The sequence below is a fragment of the Kitasatospora sp. DSM 101779 genome (assembly GCF_025655475.1).
Lineage (GTDB): Bacteria > Actinomycetota > Actinomycetes > Streptomycetales > Streptomycetaceae > Kitasatospora.
In genome coordinates this window covers 7578700-7601681 of sequence record NZ_JAHTIK010000001.1, presented here as the reverse complement: position 1 = coordinate 7601681, position 22982 = coordinate 7578700, and the positions used below count along the sequence as shown (strand labels likewise).

Below are 22982 nucleotides of genomic sequence, written 5' to 3'. Positions count from 1 at the left end.
CGGCCGGTCGAGGAGCGGGGTGCGGGCGAGGCGTGCCCGCCGGCGGTCGCCGACGGCGGTGGTGCCGTTGCGGAGGTCGAAGCGGGTGGCCAACTGCTCGGCCTCGGCGGCGACATGGGCGCGCAGCGCGTCGACCGTCCAGCTCTGTCCGGCCGGGCCGGCGGCGGGCAGGTCGCCGTGGCCGAGGGCGGCGAGCCGGGCGGTGAGGACCTCGACGCCGACCAGGAAGCCGAGCCGGGCGTGCGGGTCGCCGTGGCCGTCGAACAGGCCCCGGTTCTCGGCGAGGATCTCCAGGCCGCGTGGTTCGTTGCCGGAGAGCGCGCAGAACTCCAGGTGGAGGCCGATCTGACTCGCCGTGCTGGACTTGCCGCGTGCGCCGCGGTAGCCGACGAGGTGGCTGGAGCGGGCCTCGTCGAGCCGGCCCTCGCGCAGCAGCGGCAGCAGGGCCCAGGCGTGGCTGGTCCACGGCTCCTCGGAGCAGGTGCTCTCGCCGGTCAGCACGGGCTGCCACTCCTGGAGGGCGCGGGCGTCGTCGCCGCGGACGGCGTGGTGGCGGGCCCGGGCGCGGATCTCGCAGGCGGTGCAGTCGCTCATCCGCGAGCGCGGCCGGGTGGCCCACAGGTCGAAGGCGTCGTCGGCGCCGTCGCCGGTGTGCGCGGCGAGGTGGAACCGCTGCGCGTAGTAGGGCTGCAGGCCGTGGTCGGCGGCGGTGTAGCGGCTGCGCATCTCGTCGTGCCAGCGCCGGATCGCGTCCAGCGGCACGTCCGGGGTGGAGAGCAGCGCGGAGGCGACCCACTTGAACCGCCAGAACACCTGCTGGCGGGCCCACTCGTTGAAGTCGTCGGGGTGGGTGTCCCAGAGCTTGAGGATCCGGGCGAAGACGACGGGGGCCTTGCGGGCCTCGCCGTCGTACTCGTAGGCCTCCATCAGGTCCATCAGGGCGAGCACCTGGAGCTCGCGGTGGTCGGGGAACTGCTCGGCGGCCTCGGCGAGTTCCTCGGCGGTGACGGTGCGCGACCGGCCGTGGGGGCGGGCGTCGTTGGCGCGCAGCGCCTCGGTGAGCGCCTCGGGGGTGTCCGTCATCAGGACTCCTTCTGCGGGTCGGCAGCCTCGCGGCCGAGCATGGCGTGGTCGAGCAGGCCGAGGAACGACCGGTTGAGCAGGGCGCTCTCGCCCGCGGTCAGCGGGCGGCGGGTGAGCAGTACGGCCTGCCCGTAGAGGGCCTCGGCGGCGATCACCGCGAGCTCCTTGCCCGTGATGGTGGCGGCGCGGCGCACCAGCGGGTTGAGGTGGTTGAGGACGAGCTGCGCGCGGGGCACCTCGGCGCGCAGCGAGCCGAGGATGTCGGCCCACAGCCCGTCGGCCTCGTCGGCGAGGCGGGCCCGGGTGCGTTCGTGCCGGGCCTCACGGTTGTCGAGCAGCAGCGCCGGGGCGCTGGCGGGGTGGAAGCTGCGCAGTGCGACGTCGCAGTCGAACCGGCCGACGACCTCGCGGGCGGTGGCGAGGAAGGCGGCGGCGGCGAGTTCGGCGGTCGGGTCGACGGTGTCGAGGTGGGCGGTGACGGTGCCCGGGTCCAGGTCGGCGACGGAGGTGCCGGGCCGGATCTCGGGCAGCCGGTGGACGAGGTCGCTGTCGTAGGTGTAGCCGCCGTTGACGACGCCGAGGCCGGCGGCGCCGGCGATCGGCGCGACCTGGCGGAACTCCTCGACGGTGCGGGCGACCAGGATCACCGGGTGGGCGCGGGCGAACTCGTCGAGGGTGACGTTGCCGTCGGTGGTCTCGAAGGGCAGCCAGGGCAGCAGCATCCGCAGCAGCTCGTCGTCGTAGCGGGCGAGCGCCTTGACGGCGAGGTGGTGGACGCCGATGAACCGGTGCAGCAGGGCCGGGTCGCTGGCGGACAGGCCGGTGAGCCAGTCGCGGATCCGGGCGCCGCAGGCCTCGCGGACGGCGGCGAGCGTCTCGTCGGCGTACAGGCCCTCGCGGGAGGCGGTCGGACGCAGGCCGTCCGCGTCGACGACGCAGCGGACGAAGAACGCCCAGTCCGGCAGCAGGTCGTCGGCCTGGTCGGAGACCAGCATGCCCTTGAGGTGGACGCGGTGGCCGGCCCGGCGCGAGGGCGGGGCGGCGTCGGGCAGCACGTAGGCGGCGCCGCGCAGGCCGACCAGCGGCAGGTCGAGCTCGATGGTGTCGAGCGGGGTGAAGTCGAAGATGTCGCGGCAGTAGGCGGTGAGGGCCTCGCGGCGGGCGAGCGGGGAGCCGTGCCGGACGTCCCAGGGGGCGGGCGCGTCGATCCGGGTCGCGGTGCCGCGGCCGTCGGTGACGGTGACCTCGTGGCGCAGCAGGCCGCCGTAGTGGCGGGCGAGTTCGACGACCTGGTCGTGGCGGGTCCACTGGGCGGCGTCGGGGCGCGGGGTGAGGTGCACGGTGGTGCCGGGTTCGGGCTTCGCCTCCGCCGGCAGGGTGGTGATGGTGTAGCGGCCGTCGGAGTGGCCGCGCCACTCGACGACCGGGGCGTCCGGGGTCCTGGCGGAGCGGGTGACGACGGTGATCTCGTCAGCGACCACGAAGCAGGCGAGCAGACCGATGCCGAACTGGCCGATGAAGTCGCTGCGGGCCGCCGCCAGGCCGGAGTTGTCGAGGCCGCCCTCGGCGGTGCGCTTGGAGCTGCGGCCGATGGTGGCGAGGAAGGTGTGCACGTCGGCCTCGGTGAGGCCGATGCCGGTGTCGGTGACGGTCAGGTCGCCGTCGGCCCGCACGGTGATCCGGGCGGGCGCGTCCGGGTCCTCGGCCCGGCGGGCGGAGATGGCGTCGACCGCGTTCTGCAGCAGCTCGCGCAGGTAGACGCGGGGGCTGGAGTACAGATGGTGGGAGAGCAGGTCCACCAGGCCGCGCAGGTCGACCTGGAAGGTGTGCGCGGTCGGCGCGGCGGCACCGGGGTCGCCCGTGCCGGGGACTGCGGTCTTCGGGTCGCGGGAGGTGCTGTCGGTTGACACCGGGTCGGGGCTCTTTCGGTTCGGCGACGGTGGGGCGGTGAGGGGCGGGTGACCGCGGCGGGTGACCGGGGCGGGTGTCAGCCGCCGGCGCGGGCGGCGGCGGTGCGGCAGGTGCGGAAGGCCTCGACGGGGTCGGCGTTGAGGTAGGCCCAGGGGAACTCCGTCACCGTGTCGCCGATCTCGCGGAACAGCAGGTTCGCCGCGGCCGGCTGCCCCGCCAGTGAGAACGCCATCGCGAAGGTGTTGTACGCACTGCGCCAGCCGCGCCCGCGGACGTGCGCCTGGTGCAGCACGGAGCGCTCGGCGGCCTCGTGCAGCTGGTCCCTGACGGCCTGCCGGGTGATGTACGCGCGGTCGTCGCCGCTGTCCAGGTCGAGCCAGTGCTCGACGTGGGCGAGCGCGACGAGTTCGCCGAGCGGGCTGCCCTCCGGCGCGGCGAGCATCGCCGTCCGGGCGAAGTCGTGCATCTCCTCGTGCGAGCCGCCCCACTTGCGGCAGAGCTGCTGCAGCCGTTGCCGGTGCGAGCCGAGGTGGTCGGGGCGGCGGCGCAGCGCGGCCTCGAAGCGGTACCGGGCGACGTCCGGGCCGAGGGAGGCGCCGCGGGCGCTGATCTGCAGGAAGTACCAGGGGGCGAGCCAGCCCGGCTCGCGCTCGGCGACGGCGTACAGCTGCTCCTCGGCCTTCTCCAGCCGCTCGCCGAAGACCTGCCACTGCTCGCGGCTGACGTGCTGGGCGCGGGCCCCGGTGCGCGCCTCCCAGGCCCAGGAGACCTGGCGGGCGCCGGCGAGCAGCAGCGGCAGGGCGTCGTCCGGCTCGGCGGCGACCGCCGCGGCCAGCCAGGTCTCGCTGCCGGCGGTCTCGGCGAGCTGCGCGATCAGCCACGTCCGGTCCGCCTCGTCCTCGACGGCGTCGAGGCCGGCGCGCACCGCCGGCCAGTCGCCGGCGGCGGCCCGGGCATGCAGGCCGCGGAGGCCCTCGTCACCGTAGGCCGGGTCGACCGCGGGCCCGGCTCCCCCGCCGCCGGACCGGCGTCCCAGCAGCCGTCCGAGAATCGACATGGCGGCAGCCCCCTCCGTGCCGCCGGCCGGAGTCCGGCCGCGGCACACGTTCGTGTCCACAGGTGCTTCTGCACAGGTGAGTGGGCCGTGTACGACGATCACTCGAACGGAGTACATATCACGCGGGGGCGACGGCAGGGCAGTCCATTCCCGCGCCGACCGGCGCGGGTGCCGTGAGAGCGCCCGCCTGCGGGTCGTGCACGGCCGACCAGGGGTGACGGCAAGGGCGGGCGGTGGTGCTGCAACGGCGCAGGCGGGAGGGGCTGGCGGTGGCAGGCTGTGCCGCCGCGCTTCACAGGTCGGGAGGTGCCTCGCCGCCGAGGAGCCGGATCAGCTCGGCGAGGAGGGCGTCGAGCTCGCCGCCGACCTCGGCGATCTCCGGGTTGCCGTAGCCGGCGAGCAGCAGGCTGGGCTGGTCGACAACGAACTTCGTGTCGCCGTCGGGATCCGCGTAGATCAGGGCCGGCAGGGGTGCGTGCAGCATGGCCGACGCGTCCTGGCGGAACACCCGTTCGGCGATGGTGTGGTTGCCCACGAAGTACTGCGAGGCCTTCCAGAGGGACGCCGAGCCGGCCATCAGGGCGGTGATGTCGCTGCGGTAGTAGCGCATGAACCCGTACGGGGCGTTGATCTCGGCGAGCTCCAACGTGGCCTTCCAGGAGGCCATCTGGTAGAAGCGGTGGAGGTCGACCTCGGGCACGAGGGTCTCGAAGTGCTCGCACGCGGCGTCGTAGGGACGCGGGAGCGTCACGACGAGCCGCCGGGCGGGGTGGTCGACGAGCGCGTTGTTCGTGGTCATGGCCCTACCTGTTCGTCGTCGGCGCCGAGGAGCTCCACGCCGTGGACGTCGACCGTGATGGAGGGGTAGTTGAGGTTGACGCTGTTGTCGGGGTTGCGGCGGAACATGCGTCGGCGCGTCGGCACGAGCAACCCGTCGAAGCGCCGGTGGTGGCCGGTGTAGTGGCCGACGAGGAAGCTGTTGTTGACCTCCGCGACGTAGTCCATTCGGCGTTGCATGCCGAAGGCGTCGAAGTAGAACACCGCGTTGGGGCTGTGCGTGGCGATCTCGGGCGGGAAGCGCACCTGGAGGCGTCGCCAGGTCTGCCCGGCCTCCGACCACGGCTCGATCTCGCGGACCTGCACGCCCGGATACGTGAAGAGGAACGGCGTGGTGAAGTAGTTCCAGCACGCGTAGCCCAGGAAGTAGCCCAGATGGGCGGCGTCCCAGGCGGTGTTGCGCAGCATTCCCTTGAAGGCGGCGCGGGCAGGAGCGAGAGTCTGGACCGGTTCGCCGTCGAGCGTCTGCACGACGACACTGTCGGAGGCGGCGTCGAAGACCATCTGCCGGTCGGGGCGGGTGAACGGGGTGAACAGGATGTGCTCCCTGACCGTGTCGAGCGTGACGATCTGGTGGAACGTCGTCCCCTGCGGCCAGCCCTTCATCCCCCACACCGGTCCGTCGATGGAGATGTCGACCTTCAAACCCCGCACGGTCTCCCAGAGTTCTTTGCCGCCGGCGGTGGAGATCGCCAGGTCGAGGAGTTCGGCACTCATGGGACGAGCCTTTCGGTGGCCGTATTCGTGGCGATCGGGCTCGGGCAGCGTCGAGATCCCGCGACGTGATGCACCGCGCGTCGCCGAGGGGGACGGACCACCGGCCGCCGCCCAGGTGCCGCAGTGGCACCCGGCCGCCGACCGGGCCCGGAGGTCTCACGCTGCCGGATCCATCCGGTCGAGAACGCCGACCGTCACCACCGCGTAGGCGAAGTGCGGCACGATGTCGGAGATCCAGTCGGTCACGGACCACGTCCTCGGGTCGGTGACGCCGAGTACCGTCATCGGCCCGTTGGTGCCGATCAGGACGCCTACCGTGGTGACGGCGCACTGCACGGCCACGCCGGGGCGCCAGCCCGCCGAGCGTGCCAGTCCGAGGACGGCACCGATGCCGAGCCCGGCGGCGAAGCCCGTCAGCGGCGCCAGGCCGGCCACTCGGTTCTCCTGGACCTGGCCCTCACCGGGGATGCGCACATGCAGCTTGTCGGCCAACGCGCGCAGCGTGACCTCAGGGGTGGAACTGGCAGGCCTGCCCCGCACCGCCATGTCCGCGTAGCCGACGATGTTGAGCGCCGTCGTGCCGGCGGCACCCGCCGCGGCACCGTACACCAGCGCCCTTGTCACAGATGTCATGACCCTTCCTCCCGGCCTTGCACGGATGTCGCACGGATCTCGGCACGGTGACCCGCGGAGTCTCCCGGTTGCGCTCCCGCCTGCCACGGGGCGCCGTGCCCGGGCGATTCCCGTCCCGGATCGGAACGCCGGGTACGGACGCCGGATCGGAACGCCGCGACCGGACGGTCGGCCGCGACCGGGCGATGCCGGAGAGGTTGCCCTGCAGGTCGCCGCGGCAGGCCCTCCGGCCGACGGGACACCGGACTGCGCACCTCCGCTGCACCCTTGTGCGTCCGACCCGGTCCTCGTCCATGCTCCCGCCCTTCCACCGGACTCGCACCTTGCACCACTGGTGTCCGCCCCACCTGCCATCCGGCATCCGCCCGGCTGCCAAGGTGCCGGCCCCCGGCCCACGGGCGGGGTGGCAACGGCGATCTGCCCTGTCCGGCAGACTCGCCTTGCGTTCGCAGCGGCGGTGGAGCCGCCACGCGAAGGCCCCGTGAGTGACGGTCCGCCAGGCAGAGTGCCTGGTACTGACAGGGCCAGGCAGCGGTTGCCGGCGCCCGGGACAATCGGCGGCATGAGCACTGCGACCGGCCTCAACGAGTTCCTGCGCAGCCGGCGGGCCCGGCTGCGGCCGCAGGACGTCGCCCTGCCCGAGTACGGGGGCGCGCGCCGCGTCGCCGGGCTGCGGCGGGAGGAGATCGCCCTGCTCGCCGGGGTCAGCGTCGACTACTACACACGGATGGAACAGGGCCGGGTGCCGAACCCCTCGGCCTCGGTACTCGATTCGCTCGCCCGTGCGCTGCGGCTGGACGAGGACGAGACCCGGCACCTGCACCAGTTGGCGCGGCCGCGCCGCCGCGGCGCGGTGCCGGCCGACGGTCCGCCGCAGCGGCAGCTCGTCCGGCCGATGCTGCGGCGGTTGATCGACCACCTCGACGACTTCCCGGCCGTGGTGATGGGGCGGCGGATGGACGTTCTCGCCTGGAACCCGGCCGCCGCGGCCCTGCTCGGGGACTACGGCGCACTCGACCCGGCCGAGCGGAACATCGCCCGGATCACCTTCCTCGCCCCGTCGTCCCGGGAGCTGTTCGCGGACTGGGCCGACTGTGCCCGCGAGAACGTCGCCTACCTCGATCTGGAGGCGGGACGACACCCCGGCGACCCGACCCTCGCCCGGCTGATCGGCGAACTGTCGATGCACAGCGCAGACTTCCGCCGTATGTGGGCCGAGCACCCCGTCCGGGACAAGACCTCCGGCAGCAAGCGTTTCCACCACCCGCTGGTCGGCGAGGTGGTGTTGGCGTACGAGACGCTGCGGGCGGCCGACGACCCCGACCAGGCCCTCATCACCTACGCCGCCGAGCCCGGCTCCTCGTCGGAGGACGCCCTGCGGATGCTCCTCGCCTGGGCGGCCCCGGCACCGCGGTGAGCCCGCAACGGTCTCCACGTCGCGTCGGGCGGGGCAGTGCGTCAGCGGGGTGCCACGTCAGTGGGGTGGCACGTCAGTGAGGTGCCACGTCAGTGGGGTGGCACCTCAGTGGGGCGGGCCAGCCTGTCGATCATGGAGAAGGCGACGGAACAGCACGTGAGCGGGCTGGTCGAGCTGCTCGGGCAGGTGGCGGGTGGCGACGCCGGAGACGCGGTGGCCCGGCTGGTCGCGGCGGGCGAGGCGGCCGTGCCGGCGCTGCTGGCGGCGCGGCCGGAGTTCGAGCGGTCCGGGCGGCCGGAGGTCGCCCAGGCGTTGCGGGAGATCGGCCCGCCCGCCGTGCGGGCGGCGGCAGCCGCGTCCACCGAGGGTGGCATACCACCGAAGGAGCGGGAACTCGCCGCGCTGCTGGGCCTGTTCGACGCACGGTGCTTGGACGAGCTGGCCGCCCTCCTGGGGCACGCCGTGCCGGAGGTCCGCGGTGCGGCGCTCACCGCCCTGCACGGTCTCGGGCCCGACGCCCGGCCCGCGCTGGCCGCCGTCCTGCCGTTCCTCGGCAACCGGCGGGAGGAGTTCTCGGCCCGCCGGTTCCTGGATGCGCTGGGCCCGGCCGCCGCCGACGAGCTGCTGGCCGTCCGGGCGGACGGCCCGGGCCGGCTGCGCCGCCACGCCCTGCACGCTCTCGCCCACCTCGGCGCCTGCGACGGTCTGTCGGCCCGCGACCGGGCCGCGCTGGAGCGGCTGGTGCGCATCAAGCTGCTGGACGACCGGCTCCCGGACGAGATGTGGGACTTCCACTGGGTCGCGGTCCCCGGCGAGGGCTACCAGGCGGCCTTCGATGCGCTCGGCCTGCACGACCGGACTCCTGCCACGCTCGCGATGGGCCTGACCGGCCGGGTGCACGACGAGGCGGTCGTGGCGCGGCCGGACGGCACCGACCTGACGGTGCACCGCGTCTTCGTCACGCCCGAGATCGCCGGCTGGCGACTGTTCTTCGGCACCGTCCTGGTGAACTGCCCGGACGACGGTCGGCTGGAGCGGCTCGCGGAGGCCTGCGGGCAGGCGCACTACTGCTACCGCGACGGCTACGAGGACTGTCACCACTGGGCGATCGCCGAACGCGGCCGCGGCGTCGTCCGTTCCTTCCAGACCTACCGCGAGCCCGCCTGGACGGGCGATCCGCTCCCCTGGGAGGAGCCGCAGACCGAGGACCCGCTGTGGGAGCCGGGCATGTACGAGCCGAACGCCTCGCTGGAGTCGGACGCGCAGGCCGTGGCGGGGCGGCTCACCGTCGACCCGGAGGAGATCGACGAGGACACGCCGATGGCCGGCCACGGCTGGTTCGCCGTCACGGCCCCGGGGGTCGGCCGCGGGGTGTTCCCCGGAGCGCTGTCGGTCTGACGGCGGACTTCCCACGGGCACGGCGGAAGGGGGCCACGGGCTTCGACGGCACGAGGACGGCGGCCCTGGCGGCAGAGCCGATCGCCGAGCCACTGCGCAGCACCGCGCGGAGTCAGCGGACCTGCCGGGCCGCCGCGGCGAGGAAGGCGTCGACCGCTGCCTCGAACTCCCGCTCCAGGCGGATGATCTGCTGGCGGTCGGCCGCGCGGTGCAGCCCAGCAGTCGCGCCGAGCACGGTGGCGGCGAGTCGGTTCACCCCGGGGTCGTCGGCGACCAGGTGGAGGCGGAAGCGGGCGGTCTCGGCCAGCGCGCCGAGGCGGTCGGCCTCGGTCTGGGCGGCGCGGTGGGCCGCTTCGTCCCGCGGCTCGTCACGGCGGCGGAACCAGGCGGTGATCAGGCCGCGCTTCAACTCGTTGGCGGCGGCGGCGAACTCGCTGTAGGCGGCCAGCCGCTCCTGGCGCAGCCGCTCGGTGCGGGCGGCCGTCTCGGCACGCCGGGCCGTGCGGCGCTGGAAGAGGTGGGTGCTGACGGAGCCGACGAGGGTGCCGAGGACGGCCACCAGGCCGGCGAAGACGGTGTCCACACGGGCGAGTCGACCACACGGACGGGTGCCCCGGCGAGCACCTGGACACTCGAATCTCCGGAACTCGCCGTGCGAGGTGGCGCGTTGGGGAGTGCGGTGCCGAACGGCGCGACCACGAGCGGGAGATGTGCGCGGGTGGCAGAAACCGGCGCTCTGTGCGCTGCTGCTCCTGCCGCTGCCGCTGCCGCTGCCGCTGCCGGCGATCGTCGGCCTGGCGCGGGTATTGCTCGCCGGGCACGGCGGGTGGGCCGTCGCGGGCTCGGTCGCGGCAGGGGCGGCGCTGCCGGCCGGCCTCGCGGCCTGGGGGTTCCTGCTGCCCGTCGTCGCGGCGATCCGCGCTTGCAGGCTCTGAGCACGGGCCGGGGCGAGAGAGCGGGCGGGCGCTCAGAGGCCGCGGGCGACGGCGGCGAGCACGGTCTCGACGGCGAAGGCGACCTCCTCCGCCGGGAGGTCGCGCAGCGGGCCGTCGACGAGCAGGTCGGCGAGACCGTGCACGGCGGACCAGGCCGCGTACTCGGCCCCGGGCCGCCGCTCCGGCGGGAGTTCCCCCACCGTGACGAGTTCGTCGAGACGGGCGGCGAGCAGGGTGTAGGGGTCGGTGCGGCCGGCGTCCGGGTCCGTCAGGGCGTGCTTGGCGCCGTGGGCGGTGGCACCGGAGAAGGCCGTCCGGAACCAGCCGTGCTCGGTGAGCGCGAAGTCGACGTAGGCCCGGCCGATGGCCGCCAGTCTGGCCCAGGCCCGCAGCACGGGGTCGTCCTCGGCGACCTCGGCGGTGCGCCGCACCATCAGCAGGCCGAGCTGTTCCATACAGCGGGCCGCGACGGCGGCCAGCAGGTCCTGGTGGTCGGCGAAGTGCCGGTAGGCGGCGTTGTGCGAGACGCCGGCCTCGCGGCTGACGGCGCGCAGCACGACGGCCGAGGGGCCTCCGGCGCGGGCGAGGGCGACTCCGGCGTCGACCAGCGCCTCGCGCAGATTCCCGTGGTGATATGTCCGATTCTCCAAGGTTTCACCGCTTTTCCTGCTTGATGTTGACATTGTCCACTTCGGGGTGGAAACGTGTCAATCACCGCATGTTGTCATTGTCAACATGCACGGCGGATGGAGCTGCTGATGCCCGCCCTCACCCCTCGCCGACGCCTCCTCGTCCTGGTCACGGTCTGCCTCGCGGCGTTCGCGATCAACCTCGACACGACGATCGTGAACGTCGCCCTGCCCGACCTGAGCCGGGAGCTGGACGCCACCACCCGCGACCTGCAGTGGGTGGTGGACGGCTACAACCTCGCCTTCGCCGCGCTGGTGCTCAGCGCCGGCTCGCTCGGTGACCGTTTCGGCCGCCGGCCCGCCCTGCTGGCGGGACTCGCCGGGTTCGCCGCCACCAGTGCCCTCGGCAGTGCCGTCGGATCACCGGGCGCGCTGGTGGCGGTCCGGTTCGCCATGGGCGCCTGCGCCGCGCTCATCTTCCCGACCACGCTGTCGATCATCACCAACACCTTCCCCGACCGCCGCTCCCGGGCGAAGGCGGTCGGGGTGTGGGGCGCCGTCACCGGCCTCGGCGTCGCGGTCGGCCCGGTCGTCGGCGGCCTGCTGCTGGCGCACTTCGGCTGGCCGTCGGTGTTCCTCGCGCTGGTGCCGGTCGCCCTCCTCGCGCTGGTCGCCACCTGGGTCTGGGTGCCGGAGTCCAGCGACCCCGGCTCGGCCCGCCTGGACCTGCCCGGGCTGGCCGCCTCCTCGGCCGCCATCGGCATCCTGGTCTACACGATCATCGAGGCGCCGGAACGCGGCTGGGGCTCCCCCGCCACGCTGGCCGGGTTCGCCGCCACCGCCGTGCTCACCGTGGCCTTCGTCCGGATCGAGCGCGGCCGCGCCCACCCGATGATCGACCTGTCGCTCTTCCGTACCCCGGCCTTCTCGGCCGCCAGCGGCTCGGTCACGCTCGCCTTCTTCGCCCTCTTCGGCTTCATCTTCCTGGTGACCCAGTACTTCCAGTTCATCCGCGGGTACGGCACGCTCTCCACCGGCGTCCGGATCCTGCCGGTCGCGCTGACCATCGCCGTCGGCTCGCTCGGCGGCGTCGCCCTGGTCGCCCGGCTCGGCACCCGCGCCGTGGTCACCGCGGGCCTCGTCCTGCTGGGAATCTCCTTCGCGTGGATCGCGGCCTCGCCGGCCTTCGTCTCCTACGAGCGGATCGTCGGCCAGATGGTGCTGATCGGCCTCGGGCTCGGGCTCACCACCGCACCGGCCACCGAGTCGATCCTCAGTGTGCTGCCGCCCGCCAAGGCGGGTGTCGGCTCCGCGGTCAACGACGCCACCCGTGAGGCGGGCGGCACCCTCGGCGTGGCCGTCCTGGGCTCCGTCTTCACTTCGCTCTACGCGAGCCGGCTCGCCGACACCGCCTTCGCCGGACTGCCGTCCCGGACGGCCTCGGCGGCCGAGGACTCGGTCGCGTCCGCCCTCGGCACGGCCTCGGGCCTCGGCCGGGCCGACCTGTTGACCGCCGTCCAGACCTCCTTCATGGACGCCTTCCACCTGGCCTGCCTGGTGGCCGCGGGCATCTGCCTGGTCGGCGCGCTCGGCGCCAAACTGGCGCTCCCCGGCCGGCTCCCGGCCCGACCCGGCGGGTCGGACAGCGAACACGGTGGCGGCGGGCACGGCGGCGGCGGGCACGGCGGCCGCCCGGACCGCCCTGCCGCTGCGCCTGCACAGACCGCTTCGGCACGGACGGACTGAGCACACCCGGACCTGCGACGAGCCGCCCGTGCGCGGAGGACCGGACCTCCCGGCTCCCCTTCCCGCCGGGCGGCCGCAGTGGAAAGATCATGTGGCATGACCCGAGTCCGCACGGAATCCACCACGCTGTGCCCGGCGTGCTCGTGCCCGGTGGCAGACGACCCGCGCTTCACGTCCTGGTGCCCGTCGTGCGAGTGGAACCTCGATCCCGCCCCCGCACCGACGCCGGCCGCCTCGGCCCGCGAACAGCGGCGCACCGACCGCCGCCGGCGGAAGGAGGAGGCCGCGCGCCGCACCGTCCGGGCCCGGGTCGAGCGGGTGTACGCGGCGGTCACGGCCGACCGCTCGGCCGTCCGCGACCCGGCCTGGCTCGGCGCCAACGCGCTCGCCGGCGCCGTCCACCTCACCACCCTCACGCTGGCCGTCTGCGCCGTGGGCCTGCTGATCGCGGCACCCACCTGGCCGCTCCGGGTGCTCGGACTGTTCGCCGCCGCCCTCGTCCACTCGCTGCGCCCACGGCTCGGCCGGCTGCCGCGCAACACCGCACGGCTGTACCGCGGCGACGCCCCCGGGCTGTTCGCCCTGACCGACCGGGTGGCGCAGGCGCTCGGCGGCAGACCGGTGGACGTCGTGCTGGTGACCGCCGAATTCAACGCCGGCTTCGGCCGGATCGGCCTGCGGCGGCGCCACGTGCTCCGGCTCGGCCTGCCGCTGTGGGCGGTACTCGCCCCCGAACAGCGGCTCGCCCTTCTCGGCCACGAGCTCGGACACCAGGTCAACGCCGACAGCCGTCGCGGGCTGTGGCTGCGGTCCGCACTCGCCGCCCTGGACGAGTGGGAGGAACTGACCCGGCCCGCCCTGTACCGGCAGTCCTTCGGCACGTTCGTGGAGCTAGCGGCCTCGGCGATCCTCCAGCTGCTGCTGCGCCCGCTCAATCTCGGGGCGCGGGCGCTGCTGAACCTGCTCGACCGGCTGACGCTGCGCACCGGCCAGGCCGCCGAGTACCGCGCCGACCGGCTCGCCGCCGACCTCGCCGGCACCGATGCGAGCCTCGGGCTGCTGCGGACGCTGATGCTGCGGGGGACGGTCGACACCACCCTGCTGAGGATGCGGGCCGACCGGGCCCGGCGGGCCCGCCGCACCGGCACCGCCCCGGCACCCGCCACCGGACCGTGGGAGGAGCTCTCCGCACAGCTCGCCGACGTGCCCGCGCTGGAACGCGAACGGCTGCTGCGGCTCTCCGCCCGCGAGTTCGGCACCGTCGACCGCTCGCACCCCCCGACCCATCTGCGGCTCGCGATGCTCGAAGGGCTGCCGCCCACCGCCGCCCGGCTGGACACCGACGCGGCGGACTGGACCGCGATCGACGCCGAGCTCGCACCCGCCGCCCGGCAGGTCGCAGCCGACCTGGAACTCGGCCGCTGACCCCGGCCTGGAAAGCACCTGCCGGGAAAAACGCACTGCGGGGAAGCACACTGCCGGAACCGCACCCGCCGGAATCGCACCCGCCGGGATCGCGGCTGCCGTCAGCGGCTCACCGTGCGGGGCGCGGGTAGCGGCGGCCGGCGCGCATCGCCGCACGGACCTCGGCCGCGCGGCGGGCCTGCTCCTCGGGTTCGAGCCGGCGGCCGGCGGGCTCGTCGTCCGGCGCCACGTCGATGACGGTGTTGTTGGGCCGGCACCACGGGCATACCCGCGACTCGTCCGGCAGCCAGCCGTCCTCGCAGCCGAGCGGGCAGGTCGGCGCGGCCACCAGGTCGAGGGCGATGTCGTCGGCGCGCTGCAGCAGCTCCGGGCCGGGCAGCTGCGCGTACCGCTCCCACCAGCGGCGTTCTATGCGGTCCCGCAACCGCCCGGCGGGGGTGCCCTCGGCGAGTTGGCGGGCGATGTCCTGACGCACGGTGTGCGGCAGGCCGCCCCGCTGGTCGAGGGCTCGCATCAGCGGGCCCGGCACGGCGGCCGCGGCCCACACGGCCGGATCCTGGCCGCGGGCCGGGAAGGCGCTGCTCATGGCTGTCCTCCGGCATCGGTCGATACGGTCCCAGTCAATCCCGCCGGGGCTGCGCGGCGCAACGCCGCCCCTGCGGGCGCGCACGGGCCCGGCCGGGAGGCCCCCGCGAGGGGCCCGACCCTGCGGATCGCGCCCGAACCGCAGGGTCGGCCCACGGCACGGACCGGCGCGGCGGGGTATGCGGACGGTGTCCGGCACCGGGGCGCTCGCGTCCCCCCTCGGAGGCCGCGCCGTGTCCACCACGGCTGGAAGCGGCGCGCAGGAGCGCACAGGCGGACGATCGGCGCACGACAGCCCCCTCCTGCGCCCCCTGGTGCAGCGCGCGCCGGGCCGCGGGTCGCCGGCCGGGCCACGCCGCGGGTCGCCGCACACCGGCCGACATCCCGTGCGTACGGGGTGGCGCCCCGTGGGCAGGCTCCGGCAGACGACCGTGTGCCGAACGCATTGGAGTGCCCGCCCGTGACCCCGCCCCTCCACCAGTCCGCGCCCGCCGTGCACGCGGAGGCCCTGATCCGCGACGAGCGGGGCCGGATCCTGCTCGTCCGGCCCGGCGACGGCGACGGCTGGGAGCTGCCCGGCAGTCCGGTCGCGGACGAGGAGCCCGCCCGCACCCTCCTCCGCACCCTCGCGGAGGGATTCGGAGGGTCCGTCGAGACGGGGCGGCTCCTGGCCGTGGACACGGTGTCCACCTCGGCGGCGGGACGGACCGTCCTGGTCTTCGTCCACGCCGTCCGCACCGAGGGCGGGTCGGTCGTGCCGGACACCGCCGCCCTCCACCCCGAGCAGGAGGCGCTCGCGCTGCTCCTGCCCCCTGCGGCGCGGCGGCTCGCGGCCGCGATCGGCGCCGAGCACGGTGCGCACACCGCCGTGCTGCGCGACGGCCACCGGACACCGATGGGCCCGCGCGACCACTACGCCCAGCTGCCGGCGCCGATGGCGGCGGCCACCGCACTGGTCACCGACACCGCCGGGCGGGTGCTCGTCCTGCACCCCGGCTACAAGGACCACCTGGAACTCCCGGGCGGGATGGTCGAGGCGCACGAGGCACCGGGGCCGGCCGCCGCACGGGAACTGATGGAGGAGCTGGCCCTCGACGTCCCGGTCGGACGACTGCTGGTGGTGGACACCGCCCCGGCCTCCGCGACCCGGCACGGCCGGGCGCTGACCTGCTTCGTCTTCGACACCACCCCGCTGACACCGCAGCAGGCCGGGGGGCTGGTCTTCGCCGACGGCGAGATCCGGGCCGCGACCTGGCTGCCGCCCGAGGAGGCCGTCCGCCGGCTGCCGCCCATCCTCGGCGCGCGGGTCACCGCCGCTCTGCGGGCCAGGGAGACCGGCATCCTCCTCCACCTCGAAGCCGGCCGCCCCACCTGGTCGGCGTGACGGACTCCCCCAACCACGGCCCGCCTCCAGAGGCGGCCGGGCACCCGTGTGCCTCTGAAGAAAGGACCTAACGTGGCGTGCTCGGGATCGGCAGGCGGGTGCGGAACAGGGTGGTGCCCGGCGACGGTGCGAGGACGAGGTCGCCGCCGTGGTGGCGGGCGATGTCGCGGGCGATCGGCAGGCCGAGGCCGGCGCCGCCGTGGTCGCGGCTGCGGGCGTCGTCGAGCCGGGTGAACCGCTCGAAGATGCGCTCGCGGTCCTCGGGGGCGACCTCGGGGCCGTCGTTGGCGACGTCCAGGACGGCCGATCCGGTGCCCGGCTCGCGGTGGAGGCGCACGGTGACGTCCCGGTCGGCGTGCCGCTGGGCGTTGTCGAGCAGGTTGGTCAGCAGCCGGCCGAGCCACAGCCTGCTGCCGATCACCTCGATGCCGTCCTGCAGCTCGAGGCGGACGGGGTGCGGGTCGCCGGCCCGGGCCCGCACCGTGCCGGCCACCAGCTCGGCGAGGTCGACCGGGTCGAGGGGACCGAAGGAATCGCCGGTGCGGTCGGGGCCGGCGGAGTCGAGCCGGGCCAGCAGCAGGAGGTCGGTCGCGAGGGCCTGCAGCCGTTCGGTGTCCTCCAGGGCGCCTTCGAGCAGGGCCGTCCGCACCTCGGGATCGGGGTGCGCCAGCGCGACCTCCAGCTGGGTGCGCAGGACGGCCAGCGGGCTGCGCAGCTCGTGCGAGGCGTCCGCGATGAAGCGGCGCTGGCGTGCGCCGGCGGCCTCCAGCCGCGCCAGCATGGCGTTCATGGTGCCCGCCAGTCGGGCGATCTCGTCGTGGGCGGCGGGGACGGGCACCCGGAGGTCGAGCTGCCGGTCGCCGATGGCCGCGACGCCGGCACGGATCGCCTCCACCGGGGCCAGCGCACGGCCGGTGGTGCGCCAGGTGAGGACACCGACGGTGAGCAGCAGCAGCGGGCAGAGGACCAGGAGTGCGGCGGCGGCGACGTGCTGGGCGGTGTCGACGGTGCGGAGCGAGGATCCGACGCGGACGACGACCGGGCCGGAGGGGGTGGTGGCCGTGACGGTGGCGACCCGCTGCCGGTGCTCCTCGCCGAACGGACGCAGGTCGAAGGTGGTGTGGCCGTCGGGGCCGCCGACGGGGGCCACGGCCGGGCGGCCGGCCAGGTTCTGGCTGGCTGCCACCACCCGACCGGTCCCGTCGACGACCTGGACGAAGTCGGTGCCGTGGTCCAGCGGGAGCAGCGGGGTGAGCCGTGCGTCGGCGGCCAGCCTGGCGACGGCGATCGCCTGCTCGCGGGCGCCGCTCTCGACGGTGCGTTCGAGGTTGGCGTGCAGCAGGCCGAGGAGCGCGGTGGATGCGACGAGCAGGGCGGCGCCGACGGTGGTGCAGGCGGCGAGGGTGGTCCGGGCGCGGACCGAGCGCGGGGCGAGGCGCCGCAGCAGGCGAGCGGCACGGCCACGTGTCCGGCGGCGGGGGCGGAGGCGGGCGCGGGGGCGGGGCCGGTCACCTGCAGTCGTCGGCTCGGTACTTACCGGCTCGGCGGTCACCGGCTCGGCGGTCACCGGCCCGGCGGTCACCGGCCAGGCGGTCACCGGCCAGGCGGTCACCGGCCCGGTGGTCTCCGGATCAGCCACCGTCGGCCGCCAGCCGGTAGCCGACGCCCCGGACGGTCTGCAGCGCGGCGCGGCCGAACGGGGTGTCGATCTTGCGGCGCAGGGCGCTGATGTGGACCTCGACGATGTTCGGATCGCCGTCCGGTCCGGTCTCCCAGACCTCGTCCAGGATCTCCCGCTTGGTCACCACCTCGCCGGCCCGCCGGGCGAGGTGGTCGAGCACGGCGAACTCGCGGGCGGTGAGCCGGACGGGGGTGCCGGCCCGGGTGCAGGTGCGGCCGGCGGCGTCGACGACGAGGTCGCCGAGCACGGTCGCGCGGGGTGTCCTGCTGCCGATGCGACGGGCGAGCGCGCGCAGCCGTGCGACCAGCACGACGTAGGAGAACGGCTTGGACAGGAAGTCGTCGGCGCCGGTGTCCAGCGCCTCGGCCTCGTCCCACTCGCCGTCCTTGGCGGTGAGCATGAGGATGCCGGCGTCGTGGCCGGCGGCGCGCAGCAGCGAGCAGACCCGGTAGCCGTTGAGGCCGGGCAGCATGATGTCCAGCACGATCACGTCGTACGGCTGCTCTGCGGCACGGGCGAGGCCGGTCACGCCGTCGTGGGCGACGTCCACCGTGAATCCCTCGGCCGTCAGACCGTGCCGCAGCGCCGCGGCCAGCCGCCGTTCGTCCTCCACCACCAGTACCCGCATGCGCTACAGGGTGACAGGTGCCCCCGGGCGCTCCCTGAAGGGGTCTTCAGCTTCTTCAGCACCGCTTCAGGAACGGTGCCGCATGCTGGCCGCCGCCGTACCGGCCTGGCGAGGGCCCGGCAGCGGGGTGCGGCGAACCGTGCGGAGACGAGCGTGGAGGAGAGGCGGCCGATGAGCGAGCCTGTGGGTCCGGCGGAGCCGGGTGCGGAGACCGGCAAGGTGCCGGGGGCGGTCAGCCCGGGCGGGCGGCGGCGGACGGTCGGGCGGTGGGTCCGCGGGCGGACGGCCCGCTGGGTCGGGGTCGGGGCGGCCGTGGTCGTGCTGGGCGGCGTCGCTGCGGCCGCCGTGCACCACGCGGAGGAGCACCGCGGCTCCCGGGTCGCCCTCCGGGACGGCGAACCGGGTGAGCCGGGCGGGCCGGGCGGCTTCAAGCACCGTGTCGTCCGCGGTGAGGACGGCGAGCGACGGGTCGTGATCGAGCAGCGGACGGCGGGCGGGCGGGCGGAGTCCGGCCCGTCGGCCGGCAAGGCGATACCGCAGCTCGCCCCCGCGCCGCTGCCCGAGCTCGCCGCGGGCGACGCGGTGGCGAAGGCCGCCGCGGCCGTTCCCGGCGGCAAGGTCGAGTCGCTGCGTCCGGCGGACCGGCAGGGCGGCGGCCGCAGCTGGCAGGCCGTGGTGGTCGGAACGGACGGCGTCCGGCACCTGGTCACCGTGGACGGCACCAGCGGCGCCGTCACCGGCAACACCGTAGTGGACGGGTCGGCCCGCTGACCCGCGGGCCGGACGGCCCACCCGGGCCCGGTGCGGCGGCCTCCTTCCGGCAGGCCGCCGCACCGGGCCGTCCCGTCCCGTGCGGGTACGACCGCCCCCGAGGCTCCGTCACCGACCGGCACCCGCAGCCGCAGCCGCCGTTCGGTGAGCCGTGTCTGCCCTGTCAGTCCTGTTGGGCCGAGTCAGCCGCGGAAGGCGCCCGAGCGCTCGGGTGAGGCCTCGGACAGGACCTTCTCCACCTCCGCCACGCCCCCGCGCAGCCCGTACACCGGGGTGCCGGGCTGCTGGCGCCAGGATTCGTCGACGGTGCCGGCGTCGACGGTGCCGAAGCCCAGCTCGTCGATGAGCGCGCGGACCAGCTGCTTGGCCGCCTGGTCGTCCCCGGCCACCGGCAGGGCGATGCGCGCCGGGCCGCCCTGGGGCCGCGGCCTGTCCAGCGGTGCCCACCGAGCCGCCGCTGCCCTGCCGCACGGTCGGTCGTCCTGCTCCAGCGTGAGAGCGCATACCGCAGCGCCGCGGCCCGTGCCTTCTCCGCGGCGGCGCTCGCGCACGTCCCGAGCGGTCGGTGGCGGGCCGAGCGGTGACAGCCCGAGCGGTGGCGGCCCGAGCGGTGGCAGTCCACGCGACTGACCGGTGGATCGCGGGAGCGCGCATGATCGGGCCGGGCCGGGGCAGCCGCAGCGGTGCACAGTCGTCACCGTGAGAGGAGAACGCGCATGCTCGCCGTCGTCCTGGTCCTGTTGCTCGCGCTGCTGCTGTTCGGTCTGGGGTTCGCCCTCAAGGCACTGTGGTGGATCGCCGTCATCGTCCTGGCGGTGTGGCTGATCGGCTTCATCGCCCGCGGCACCACGACCGGCGGTTCGCGGGCGCGCTGGTACCGCTGGTAGCGCCGTGCCGGACGGGATCCGGGCCGGTCGCCGGGGAGCCGGCGGCCGGCCCGGCGCCGTGCGTCCGGCCGGGCCCGCGGCACCGTCTCCGTCACCGCCACCAGCGGGAGGACGTCAGCGGACCTGGATGCCGATCAGGCACCCGGCCGCCCCTCAGCAGCACCGGCGGCAGGTGTCCGGCGCGGGCCCAGCTGAGCGTGCGGTCGGCGGGGTCGTAGAGGGCGCAGACGGCGGTCGCCGTGACGTGGTCGGTCAGGTGGTGCGTCACGTTGTTGAGCCAGCCGAGCAGTTGGGCCGGGCCGGCGCCGGTGGCGGCGAGTCCGCGCAGGGCGTTGCGCAGGGCGACCATGCCCGTGGCGCCCTCGGTGCCGTGGCCGGCGACGTCGCCGACGCAGAGCAGGATCCGTTTGCTGGGCAGGGTGACGGCGTCGTACCGGTCACCGGCGACCACGTGGCCTTTCTCGGCGGGGCGGTAGCGGACGGCGATGCGCAGCCTGGTGAGGTCGAGCGGGCCGTGGCCCACCGGCATGATGGCGTGCTGGAGTTGCAGCGCGAGCCGGTTGCGGGCGGCGGCCTTCTCCTCGGTGTGCGCCAGCTGCTCTCGGGTGGCGGCGAGTGCGACCTCCGTCCAGTACTGGGCGGAGACGTCCTGGTAGGCGCCGCGGACGGCGGTGAGCCGGGACCACTGGTCCAGTACGGGTTCGGCGACGATCCGGATGTGCCGCACGACGCCGTCGGGCCGGTTGAGCCGGAAGGCGGTGTCGGCCGGCCGGCGGCGGTGCAGCAGGGTGCGCAGGAAGCGGCCGATGGCGTGCCGGTCGTCGGGGTGGCAGTGGCCGGCCAGTTGGTCGAGGGTCACCGGGGGCGCCGTCGGCGGCAGCCCGTCGAGGTCGAAGACCGTCTCGTTCCAGGTGGCGGTGCCCGCCCGCAGGTCCTCCTCGAATCTGCCGATGCGGCCGAGGCGTTGGGCGTGCTGGAGCAGGGCCGGCCCTCGCTGCCGACCTCCCGTGCCACCCGGGTCACCTCGTCGGCGAACGCGGACAGTTGGTCGACCATGCCGTTGAAGACGCCGGCGATCTCGCCGAGCAGGCCGTCCGCGTCGTCCGGCAGCCGGGTGCCGAAGTCCCCGCCCCGGACGGCCGTCAGACCGGCCAGCAGACTGCGCAGATCGGGCTCGCCGACCGTACCCGGCGGGTTGGTCCCCGCGGGAAGGACACCGTTCGCCGTCCGGCCCGGCTGCGTCTGTGTCACGGCAACGTTCCCCTCGCCGGGGCCGCGTCGACCCGGCGGCGGTGGAGGCCGCGCACGGTCCCGGGCGCGACCGCCGACCGCGCGGGCGGCCGGGCCGCTGGCGACACTACCCTAGGCCGCGTACGCACCAGCCCTGCTCGGCAGGCCAATTGACGTCCGGACGGACGGCTGCCACGCCCGGGCACGGGAGCCGGCGGACGGAGGATCGCCGGGCGGACGTGTGGTACGAATCCCTGCGGGTGATACGCATCCCCACGGAAGGTGAAGGACGGCACGGCGGCACCGCGCAGGGCCGCGGCGGGAGGGAAACGCACATGGGCACCGGCGACACCGACCAGGCGACCGGAACGGCGACGGACACCGGCGTCCGCACCACCGTGGCCGCGGCCTTCGACGGTGCGCTCGTCTGCGCCGTCGAGGGCGACCTGGACCTGGACGGCGCGCACGCCGCCCGCCCCGACCTGGAGGCGGCACTGGACGCGGCGGCCGCCGCCCTCTGCCTGGACCTGGGCGGCGTCGGCTTCTGCGACTCCTCCGGGCTCAACCTGCTGCTCCGGCTGCGCTCCCGGGCCCGGGAGCGGGGCGTACGGCTGGTGCTGTCCTCGCTGCCGCCGCAGACGAAGCGCCTGCTGGACATGACCGGCGCCGACACCGTCTTCACCGTGTTCGGCTCCGCCGCGGAGTTCCGGGCCGGGGGCAGCGAGCGGCGGCCGTGACAGCGGCGGCCGGCAGCAGCGGTCGCGAGGGGGCGGGGGACGGACCTCCGGCGCTCACCGCCCGCGTGACGATCGCCCTCGGCGGAGGCGGACGGACCCGCGCCGGGCGGCGGTTCGCCGAGGCGACCCTCGTCCACTGGGGCGTGGACCCGGCCGGCCTCGCCGCCGACAACGTCCGCCTGGTCGTGGCGGAGCTGCTCGCCAACGCCGCCCAGCACGCCGGCGGTCCGATCGAGATGACGCTCTCGCTGTTCGGTGCGGACGTCCGGATCGAGGTGGTCGACGCCGGACCGGGGCTGCCCCGGTCGCGGCGCCCGCACGACGCCGCCCGGCCGAGCGGCCACGGCCTCTTCATCGTCGAGCGGCTGAGCTCGTCCTGGGGCGTCATGGAGCACCCGGCGGGCAAGGCGGTGTGGGCCGTGCTCGCCCTGTCACAGGCCGACGGCTTCGAGAAATGAACGCGTGGTCTTCACCGTCATGGCCACCCCACAGCCCCGGGGTGACCCGGGTGTCCTGGCGGCCGCCGGGTCCGGTCAGGCGGTCGCCGTGAGACCGCCCGGGCGTGGGGAGCGCCGTTCGAGGGCGCCGGCGGCATCGGGCCCCTCGTCGGCGTCCGGGTCGTCCGCTCGGCCGTGTCCGGGACCGAGGGCGGCGAGATCGCCCAGCAGGGCCCCGAGGGCGCCCAGCACCGTGCGGTCCTGCCGGGGCGGCTCGGGCCCGTCCTCGGGCACACGGTGAGGGTGGTGCGGGAATGCCATCGCTCCTCCTCGGTCAGGGCTCGGCCGGGCGGTCGGACAGGGCTGTCCGCCGACCCGCCGGGCCGTCAGTGTGACGGGTGCGGCCGCCCACCGCTCTCCGGTTCGTCCGTCCGGGTGGTGTCGGCCAGTGCGTCGTGGGTGGCCGGTGCGTCGTGGGTGGCCGGTGCGTCGCCGGCCAGGCCCAGTGCCTCCAGCAGGAGGCGGCGGTCCTCCCCGTCGCGGGCGTGTTCGGCCACCACCGCGCGGACCCGGTCGAGGGTCTCGGGTTTCAGCGCGCCGGCGGGTTCGACGTTCTCGCCGAGCATGGCGAGGTCGCGGTCGGCATGGGCCATGGCAGGCTCCCTTCGCCGTCTGGGGCGCAGAACCGTCCAGGCTACTGCGACCCGGCCCGGGGCGGGGCGTATGCGGTCCGTCCCCTGCTCCGTCCGCGGAGCAGGAGTCTCCGCCTGCCCGACGCCGCCCCGCGCAAACCCGCCCGACGTGAGCGTGCGGTCCGCGCCCGCGGCCGGGTACGCCCGCGCGGGGCACACCGC

General features: G+C 75.2%; 22 protein-coding genes and 4 pseudogenes. 10 read left to right on the top strand and 16 right to left on the bottom strand.

Annotation, left to right across the window (positions count from 1 at the left end):
* From KSNIM_RS34585 to KSNIM_RS34560, 6 genes and pseudogenes are all read right to left on the bottom strand, one after another.
* A pseudogene (locus KSNIM_RS34585) lies at positions 1 to 1083 on the bottom strand (hypothetical protein); the annotation flags it as partial.
* Positions 1083 to 2993: an HSP90 family protein gene (locus KSNIM_RS34580; protein ID WP_263107121.1), complete on the bottom strand. Its 1911-nt coding sequence runs from the start codon at positions 2991 to 2993 to the stop codon at positions 1083 to 1085. The pseudogene KSNIM_RS34585 and the gene KSNIM_RS34580, both read right to left, overlap by 1 nt.
* A gap of 77 nt (positions 2994 to 3070) precedes the next feature.
* The gene (locus KSNIM_RS34575) at positions 3071 to 4051 is read right to left on the bottom strand and encodes a hypothetical protein (RefSeq protein ID WP_263107120.1); all 981 of its coding nucleotides are present in this window, start codon (positions 4049 to 4051) and stop codon (positions 3071 to 3073) included.
* 292 nt (positions 4052 to 4343) lie between these two features.
* On the bottom strand, positions 4344 to 4850 hold the full coding sequence (locus tag KSNIM_RS34570) for a hypothetical protein (protein WP_263107118.1): 507 nt from the start codon (positions 4848 to 4850) through the stop codon (positions 4344 to 4346).
* Positions 4847 to 5605, bottom strand: a complete 759-nt coding sequence (locus KSNIM_RS34565; RefSeq protein ID WP_263107116.1) for a hypothetical protein — start codon at positions 5603 to 5605, stop codon at positions 4847 to 4849. Before KSNIM_RS34565 ends, KSNIM_RS34570 begins: the two co-directional genes overlap by 4 nt.
* A gap of 156 nt (positions 5606 to 5761) precedes the next feature.
* Positions 5762 to 6238 carry a hypothetical protein gene (locus KSNIM_RS34560; RefSeq protein WP_263107114.1) on the bottom strand — a complete coding sequence of 159 codons (477 nt, stop codon included), beginning with the start codon at positions 6236 to 6238 and terminating at the stop codon, positions 5762 to 5764.
* Positions 6239 to 6800: 562 nt separating this feature from the next.
* On the opposite strand from KSNIM_RS34560, the gene KSNIM_RS34555 reads away from it, so the two are divergent.
* Positions 6801 to 7655, top strand: coding sequence for a helix-turn-helix transcriptional regulator (locus KSNIM_RS34555; protein WP_263107113.1), 855 nt, complete (start codon positions 6801 to 6803; stop codon positions 7653 to 7655).
* A gap of 132 nt (positions 7656 to 7787) precedes the next feature.
* Positions 7788 to 9053, top strand: coding sequence for a HEAT repeat domain-containing protein (locus KSNIM_RS34550; protein ID WP_263107112.1), 1266 nt, complete (start codon positions 7788 to 7790; stop codon positions 9051 to 9053).
* A 112-nt stretch (positions 9054 to 9165) separates the two neighbouring features.
* Here the strand turns inward: KSNIM_RS34550 and KSNIM_RS34545 are convergent, their stop codons facing one another.
* Positions 9166 to 9636 carry a hypothetical protein gene (locus tag KSNIM_RS34545; protein ID WP_263107111.1) on the bottom strand — a complete coding sequence of 157 codons (471 nt, stop codon included), beginning with the start codon at positions 9634 to 9636 and terminating at the stop codon, positions 9166 to 9168.
* Between the two features lie 127 nt (positions 9637 to 9763).
* Between KSNIM_RS34545 and KSNIM_RS34540 the strand changes: the two genes are divergently transcribed.
* Entirely contained in the window at positions 9764 to 9988 is a 225-nt protein-coding gene (locus KSNIM_RS34540; protein ID WP_263107110.1) for a hypothetical protein, read from the top strand.
* 32 nt (positions 9989 to 10020) lie between these two features.
* Here the strand turns inward: KSNIM_RS34540 and KSNIM_RS34535 are convergent, their stop codons facing one another.
* Complete coding sequence (locus KSNIM_RS34535; RefSeq protein WP_263107108.1) at positions 10021 to 10638, bottom strand: TetR/AcrR family transcriptional regulator; 618 nt, start codon at positions 10636 to 10638, stop codon at positions 10021 to 10023.
* Positions 10639 to 10734: 96 nt separating this feature from the next.
* Here KSNIM_RS34535 and KSNIM_RS34530 point away from each other — a divergent pair, with 96 nt between their 5' ends.
* Positions 10735 to 12363: an MFS transporter gene (locus tag KSNIM_RS34530; RefSeq protein WP_263107107.1), complete on the top strand. Its 1629-nt coding sequence runs from the start codon at positions 10735 to 10737 to the stop codon at positions 12361 to 12363.
* A 150-nt stretch (positions 12364 to 12513) separates the two neighbouring features.
* Positions 12514 to 13788 carry a M48 family metallopeptidase gene (locus KSNIM_RS34525; protein WP_263107106.1) on the top strand — a complete coding sequence of 425 codons (1275 nt, stop codon included), beginning with the start codon at positions 12514 to 12516 and terminating at the stop codon, positions 13786 to 13788.
* Between the two features lie 109 nt (positions 13789 to 13897).
* Here the strand turns inward: KSNIM_RS34525 and KSNIM_RS34520 are convergent, their stop codons facing one another.
* Entirely contained in the window at positions 13898 to 14374 is a 477-nt protein-coding gene (locus KSNIM_RS34520) for a hypothetical protein (RefSeq protein ID WP_263107104.1), read from the bottom strand.
* A gap of 459 nt (positions 14375 to 14833) precedes the next feature.
* Here KSNIM_RS34520 and KSNIM_RS34515 point away from each other — a divergent pair, with 459 nt between their 5' ends.
* A complete protein-coding gene (locus tag KSNIM_RS34515; RefSeq protein WP_263107103.1) occupies positions 14834 to 15757 on the top strand; it encodes an NUDIX domain-containing protein in 924 nt (307 codons plus the stop codon).
* A 67-nt stretch (positions 15758 to 15824) separates the two neighbouring features.
* Here the strand turns inward: KSNIM_RS34515 and KSNIM_RS34510 are convergent, their stop codons facing one another.
* Entirely contained in the window at positions 15825 to 17396 is a 1572-nt protein-coding gene (locus tag KSNIM_RS34510; RefSeq protein WP_263107101.1) for an ATP-binding protein, read from the bottom strand.
* Positions 17389 to 18066, bottom strand: a complete 678-nt coding sequence (locus KSNIM_RS34505; protein ID WP_263107100.1) for a response regulator transcription factor — start codon at positions 18064 to 18066, stop codon at positions 17389 to 17391. Before KSNIM_RS34505 ends, KSNIM_RS34510 begins: the two co-directional genes overlap by 8 nt.
* Positions 18067 to 18237: 171 nt before the next feature.
* Here KSNIM_RS34505 and KSNIM_RS34500 point away from each other — a divergent pair, with 171 nt between their 5' ends.
* Positions 18238 to 18837, top strand: coding sequence for a hypothetical protein (locus tag KSNIM_RS34500; protein ID WP_263107099.1), 600 nt, complete (start codon positions 18238 to 18240; stop codon positions 18835 to 18837).
* A 182-nt stretch (positions 18838 to 19019) separates the two neighbouring features.
* Here the strand turns inward: KSNIM_RS34500 and KSNIM_RS34495 are convergent.
* A pseudogene (locus tag KSNIM_RS34495) lies at positions 19020 to 19274 on the bottom strand (NADP oxidoreductase); the annotation flags it as partial.
* 279 nt (positions 19275 to 19553) lie between these two features.
* On the opposite strand from KSNIM_RS34495, the gene KSNIM_RS34490 reads away from it, so the two are divergent.
* Complete coding sequence (locus KSNIM_RS34490; protein ID WP_263107098.1) at positions 19554 to 19724, top strand: hydrophobic protein; 171 nt, start codon at positions 19554 to 19556, stop codon at positions 19722 to 19724.
* 148 nt (positions 19725 to 19872) lie between these two features.
* Here KSNIM_RS34490 and KSNIM_RS34485 read toward each other — a convergent pair.
* Positions 19873 to 20790: pseudogene (locus KSNIM_RS34485) on the bottom strand (PP2C family protein-serine/threonine phosphatase); the annotation flags it as partial.
* Positions 20712 to 20975 (bottom strand): annotated as a pseudogene (locus KSNIM_RS34480) (hypothetical protein); the annotation flags it as partial. The pseudogenes KSNIM_RS34485 and KSNIM_RS34480, both read right to left, overlap by 79 nt.
* A 314-nt stretch (positions 20976 to 21289) precedes the next feature.
* Between KSNIM_RS34480 and KSNIM_RS34475 the strand changes: the two are divergent.
* Together KSNIM_RS34475 and KSNIM_RS34470 are read left to right on the top strand one after the other, a co-directional pair.
* The gene (locus tag KSNIM_RS34475; RefSeq protein ID WP_263107097.1) at positions 21290 to 21691 is read left to right on the top strand and encodes an STAS domain-containing protein; all 402 of its coding nucleotides are present in this window, start codon (positions 21290 to 21292) and stop codon (positions 21689 to 21691) included.
* A gap of 65 nt (positions 21692 to 21756) precedes the next feature.
* The gene (locus KSNIM_RS34470) at positions 21757 to 22149 is read left to right on the top strand and encodes an ATP-binding protein (protein ID WP_263107096.1); all 393 of its coding nucleotides are present in this window, start codon (positions 21757 to 21759) and stop codon (positions 22147 to 22149) included.
* 75 nt (positions 22150 to 22224) lie between these two features.
* On the opposite strand, the gene KSNIM_RS34465 is transcribed toward KSNIM_RS34470, so the two are convergent.
* Both KSNIM_RS34465 and KSNIM_RS34460 read right to left on the bottom strand, forming a co-directional pair.
* Entirely contained in the window at positions 22225 to 22449 is a 225-nt protein-coding gene (locus tag KSNIM_RS34465; RefSeq protein WP_263107095.1) for a hypothetical protein, read from the bottom strand.
* A 65-nt stretch (positions 22450 to 22514) separates the two neighbouring features.
* Complete coding sequence (locus KSNIM_RS34460; RefSeq protein WP_263107094.1) at positions 22515 to 22781, bottom strand: hypothetical protein; 267 nt, start codon at positions 22779 to 22781, stop codon at positions 22515 to 22517.
* Positions 22782 to 22982: the final 201 nt, after the last annotated feature.

What these genes read in the sequence shown, in the direction of transcription:
- KSNIM_RS34555 (WP_263107113.1), top strand. Translation starts at nt 6,801, where the DNA reads ATGAGCACTGCGACCGGCCTCAACGAGTTCCTGCGCAGCCGGCGGGCC.
- KSNIM_RS34505 (WP_263107100.1), bottom strand. Translation starts at nt 18,066, where the DNA reads ATGCGGGTACTGGTGGTGGAGGACGAACGGCGGCTGGCCGCGGCGCTG.
- KSNIM_RS34520 (WP_263107104.1), bottom strand. Translation starts at nt 14,374, where the DNA reads ATGAGCAGCGCCTTCCCGGCCCGCGGCCAGGATCCGGCCGTGTGGGCC.
- KSNIM_RS34550 (WP_263107112.1), top strand. Translation starts at nt 7,788, where the DNA reads ATGGAGAAGGCGACGGAACAGCACGTGAGCGGGCTGGTCGAGCTGCTC.
- KSNIM_RS34490 (WP_263107098.1), top strand. Translation starts at nt 19,554, where the DNA reads ATGCTCGCCGTCGTCCTGGTCCTGTTGCTCGCGCTGCTGCTGTTCGGT.
- KSNIM_RS34560 (WP_263107114.1), bottom strand. Translation starts at nt 6,238, where the DNA reads ATGACATCTGTGACAAGGGCGCTGGTGTACGGTGCCGCGGCGGGTGCC.
- KSNIM_RS34460 (WP_263107094.1), bottom strand. Translation starts at nt 22,781, where the DNA reads ATGGCCCATGCCGACCGCGACCTCGCCATGCTCGGCGAGAACGTCGAA.
- KSNIM_RS34465 (WP_263107095.1), bottom strand. Translation starts at nt 22,449, where the DNA reads ATGGCATTCCCGCACCACCCTCACCGTGTGCCCGAGGACGGGCCCGAG.
- KSNIM_RS34530 (WP_263107107.1), top strand. Translation starts at nt 10,735, where the DNA reads ATGGAGCTGCTGATGCCCGCCCTCACCCCTCGCCGACGCCTCCTCGTC.
- KSNIM_RS34500 (WP_263107099.1), top strand. Translation starts at nt 18,238, where the DNA reads ATGAGCGAGCCTGTGGGTCCGGCGGAGCCGGGTGCGGAGACCGGCAAG.
- KSNIM_RS34475 (WP_263107097.1), top strand. Translation starts at nt 21,290, where the DNA reads ATGGGCACCGGCGACACCGACCAGGCGACCGGAACGGCGACGGACACC.
- KSNIM_RS34575 (WP_263107120.1), bottom strand. Translation starts at nt 4,051, where the DNA reads ATGTCGATTCTCGGACGGCTGCTGGGACGCCGGTCCGGCGGCGGGGGA.
- KSNIM_RS34570 (WP_263107118.1), bottom strand. Translation starts at nt 4,850, where the DNA reads ATGACCACGAACAACGCGCTCGTCGACCACCCCGCCCGGCGGCTCGTC.
- KSNIM_RS34565 (WP_263107116.1), bottom strand. Translation starts at nt 5,605, where the DNA reads ATGAGTGCCGAACTCCTCGACCTGGCGATCTCCACCGCCGGCGGCAAA.